The organism is SAR324 cluster bacterium (assembly GCA_029245725.1).
Classification (GTDB): Bacteria; SAR324; SAR324; order SAR324; family NAC60-12; genus JCVI-SCAAA005.
This window is the reverse complement of sequence record JAQWOT010000033.1, coordinates 1-3,324: the sequence shown is the minus strand read 5'-3', so window position 1 is coordinate 3,324 and position 3,324 is coordinate 1. Positions and strand designations below refer to the sequence as shown.

4 protein-coding genes are annotated in these 3,324 nt (G+C 50.5%); 2 read left to right on the top strand and 2 right to left on the bottom strand.

Features of this window, described 5'->3' with window-relative positions; genetic code table 11:
• Positions 1–87 precede the first annotated feature (87 nt).
• Both P8O70_01015 and P8O70_01010 read left to right on the top strand, forming a co-directional pair.
• Complete coding sequence (locus tag P8O70_01015) at positions 88–1,149, top strand: YeeE/YedE family protein (protein ID MDG2195464.1); 1,062 nt, start codon at positions 88–90, stop codon at positions 1,147–1,149.
• Positions 1,146–1,319 carry a hypothetical protein gene (locus P8O70_01010; protein ID MDG2195463.1) on the top strand — a complete coding sequence of 58 codons (174 nt, stop codon included), beginning with the start codon at positions 1,146–1,148 and terminating at the stop codon, positions 1,317–1,319. Before P8O70_01015 ends, P8O70_01010 begins: the two co-directional genes overlap by 4 nt.
• Before the next feature lie 26 nt (positions 1,320–1,345).
• Here the strand turns inward: P8O70_01010 and P8O70_01005 are convergent, their stop codons facing one another.
• Positions 1,346–2,758, bottom strand: a complete 1,413-nt coding sequence (locus tag P8O70_01005) for a hypothetical protein (protein MDG2195462.1) — start codon at positions 2,756–2,758, stop codon at positions 1,346–1,348.
• Positions 2,759–2,867: 109 nt separating this feature from the next.
• Positions 2,868–3,324, bottom strand: a 457-nt coding sequence (locus tag P8O70_01000) for a hypothetical protein (GenBank protein ID MDG2195461.1), incomplete at its 5' end; no start/stop codon positions are given.

Below are 3,324 nucleotides of genomic sequence, written 5' to 3'. Positions count from 1 at the left end.
ATTCTGATGAGTTCCACAACAGCAACCACTGCTGGGCCTGCGAATCCTGTAGGACAACGACGACTTCGAATCTTGCTGAGTTTGGGGATGGTCCTGCTGATTCTGCTGCTGGCCATCTATGCTGGAATACGACAAGGAATCTTGCTGGCTATAGGGCTAGGCTTTGGCATTACCTTGGAAGGCCTGGGTTTTGGTTTTGCTGGTCCTTGGCGACGAGCGATCTTGGAGCACAATACCCAAGGCATTCAGGCACAACTACTGGCCATTGGGCTGGCAGCTCTGCCCAGCCTGCTGCTCTTGGATATCGCAGCGGGTGAATTGATCGGGGCTATGGCTCCTGTCGGAGTTTCCATGATTCTTGGGGCTTTCGTCTTTGGGATCGCGATGCAGGTCGTCCTGGGCTGTGGTTCTGGCACACTGGTCAACGCTGGTAGCGGCAATCTGATGGGCCTCTGGGCCTTACCTTTTTTCATCGCAGGTAGTTTTCTTGGTACTCTGCATCTTCCAGAGTGGCATGCCTTGGGACAACTGGAGCCGATAGCACTGAGTGATTGGCTAGGAACATCCGGAGCGATCCTCTTGACTCTGGGATTGCTTGCGGGACTCACCTGGTGGTTACAACAATGGATGCCTTCGAACGATCGTACTCTGCCACGTAAATTCTTGTTGGCAGCTGGCTTCCTCGCAGGACTGGCTGTACTCAACCTGCTGGTAGCTGGACAGCCCTGGGGAGTGGTCTATGGGCTAGGACTATGGGGGGCAAAGCTGGCACATTGGTCAGGGATGGATTTGGCGAATTTTGCCTTCTGGAGTGGTGCCGGCAACGCCGAACGCTTGACCCAGAGCCTGCTGCTGGACATCACATCAGTGACAGACTTTGGCTTATTATTGGGAGCTGGAATTGCTGCCCGTTGGAAGGGGCCGTTGACGACCCAGGTTTCTCTGCCCACCCGACTCTGGATCGCTGGAGCAGTAGCCGCTCTGCTGATGGGCTATGCCTCCCGCCTGGCTTATGGCTGTAATGTTGGAGCCTTCTTTAGTGGCATCTCGACCGGCAGCCTGCATGGTTGGGTCTGGTTTGCCGCGGCCTTCGCCGGCTCAATGATCGGAGTACGACTGCGCAACCAACTGATCGGAGGAAGTCGATGACGCTCAAACGTTCCTACGCCATCGGTGTTCTATTGCTTGGACTGTTCAGTCTGCTGTTCTTCGACCTGCTCTTCAGTGCCCTGATTGACCCCTTCCAGGCACCTCCTCCGCTGGCTTTTGGCTCAGGAGTCCAAGCCGCTGGTGGTTTTTGTGCGACGCCTTTGGAATAAGATCAGGAAATTCCCTCTGAGACTTACTATGGTACAGAAGTATAAGTCAGCACTACTTCAGCACTATAGTTTTCAGGTTTTTTCTTTTTTGGACGCTTAGCTGCTCGGGTTTTGGCCAAGCCATCTGCTGGCCCTTTGCCTACTAGGTAAAATTCCGAGCTCTCATCAAAACGATATTCTGGTAACCGCTGAACCAAGTCTTCTTTTGAAGCAATCACCTGTAGATGTTCCAACCCCAACGGTGGGTAAATTTCAAACTCTCCCAGGCTCATCCATCGGTTGACGTCATCCACATTGACAAATTGAACAAAGCTCCGTGGTGGATCTGCTTCTTCCTGCAATTCCAGCAGATACGAAAAAGGCTCCTCTCCAGCAAAGGTATGTCCGACGATGTAGAAGTAACCAGGCTTGTTGACTTTCACATAGATCTCAACGATCTCACCTTCTTCGAACATCAAATCTTGGTGTCCCTTATTGCTCCGGATCGATACCCGAAAATCTCTCTTGCGCAATAGGTCAGGATTATTTTGGAGCTGCTCCTCAAAACTAATCTGCGACGGTTCGGCCTTCAAACCTTGGTAGGCCTTCTTCGGCAGAAAGAGTGATCTGGATTGCTCTATTTGTTGATTGTTTGAACGTGTCAAGTGAGCTGAGAGTTCCAGGCCTTGATCCGTGATCAGGTAGCTACCATACAACCACAGATTTGCCTGATCTGGCTGGCGAACCGTACTGAGTTGCTGTTGCAAGCGACCTCGTAATGCAGCTGCGAAGGGGGTGACTTCTTGGGAACTACCCGTGCGAAAAGGATAGACGTAGATTCCTCTTCTGTCCTGCATGTCCCTGGTCAAAATCTTGGCCGCTTGCTCCAGCGAGTCGGGTTCATTCTGAACCTTGCGCAGCTGGCTTCTGATCTCTGTTTCGGTGATCTCTAGTTTTGGTAGGTCAGTATCACCAAGCACCAATAGTACTGTTTGATGTCGCTTGAAATTCCCAAGTTTTTCCAGGATGACTTGGAGGAGATTTTCCCGCTCTGAGTTCTGTTCGGCTTGCTCCAGTTGCTGAGTCGCCTGCTTGATTTCCCGATCAATTTCTTGGAGTTGAGTTCGGTATAGTGGGATTGCCTGCTGTGCGGAGAGCCTGGCCAGTGCGGAATAGTAGTCAACATCTTCGACAACAAAGCTTTCTGTACCCAGCAGGGGAAGACGCGATTCCAGCTGAATCATACTGCTGGCATCCTGGCGGAAGTTCTCTCCCATCAGTTCGGAAAGTTGAGTTTGGACAGATTTCACCTCAACCGAGATATTCTGAGATAGGTCGGCCAGGGCTTCTTTCTTTGCCTGCTCTTTCGTGGAGCCTACACCTTCTCCCGTGACCTCTTGAGCAAAGCTGGAAGCTACCAGCACCATGAAGAGGAACACACTCAAGCAAAATCTAGCCATGCTTACCTACACTGGTGGTTGCAAAATTTTCAAATGATGCCTTTCTGAGAGTAAGCCCATCTTAGCGGTATTTCAGAACTGATCCACAGTTGCCCAACAAGTATTTGAGTCAGTTACCCAGATAAGCTCTAGCATTTGAGTCCCCAGAGTTGGCTTTGAAAAGGGCATCCTTGAAGCGATTGAAGCCTTCCTCTTGATCTGGATCAATTACAAAAATATCGAGGATGTAGACACCAGAGTTGTCATCGTAGTAGTTGCTGGGAGGAGGATAGGTATTCCAATCACGAACCAACAAATACAGTGCTCCGCTGGATCGAGCCTGAAGCCAGCTTTTAAAACCACTAGATCCAGATTGAACTTTGGTGAAGCGATTCAGGTTTTTTGGTGAGGCCTCTTCTGAAATTTTGTAACTAAGAGAGCCTTGCTTTAAATCACGTGGGCCACGTCCGCTACAACTCGAATGCGAACACGTTGTCACTTCTCCTGTTCCATAAAAACAGACTCGATCTCCATTTTGAACCTGAAGTTCTGTCTCAGTCCACGGCCGATCCTTACCCCAGAGATTC

Coding starts and splice junctions, on each gene's coding strand:
- P8O70_01015 (MDG2195464.1), top strand. CDS start 88: ATGGTCCTGCTGATTCTGCTGCTGGCCATCTATGCTGGAATACGACAA.
- P8O70_01010 (MDG2195463.1), top strand. CDS start 1,146: ATGACGCTCAAACGTTCCTACGCCATCGGTGTTCTATTGCTTGGACTG.
- P8O70_01005 (MDG2195462.1), bottom strand. CDS start 2,758: ATGGCTAGATTTTGCTTGAGTGTGTTCCTCTTCATGGTGCTGGTAGCT.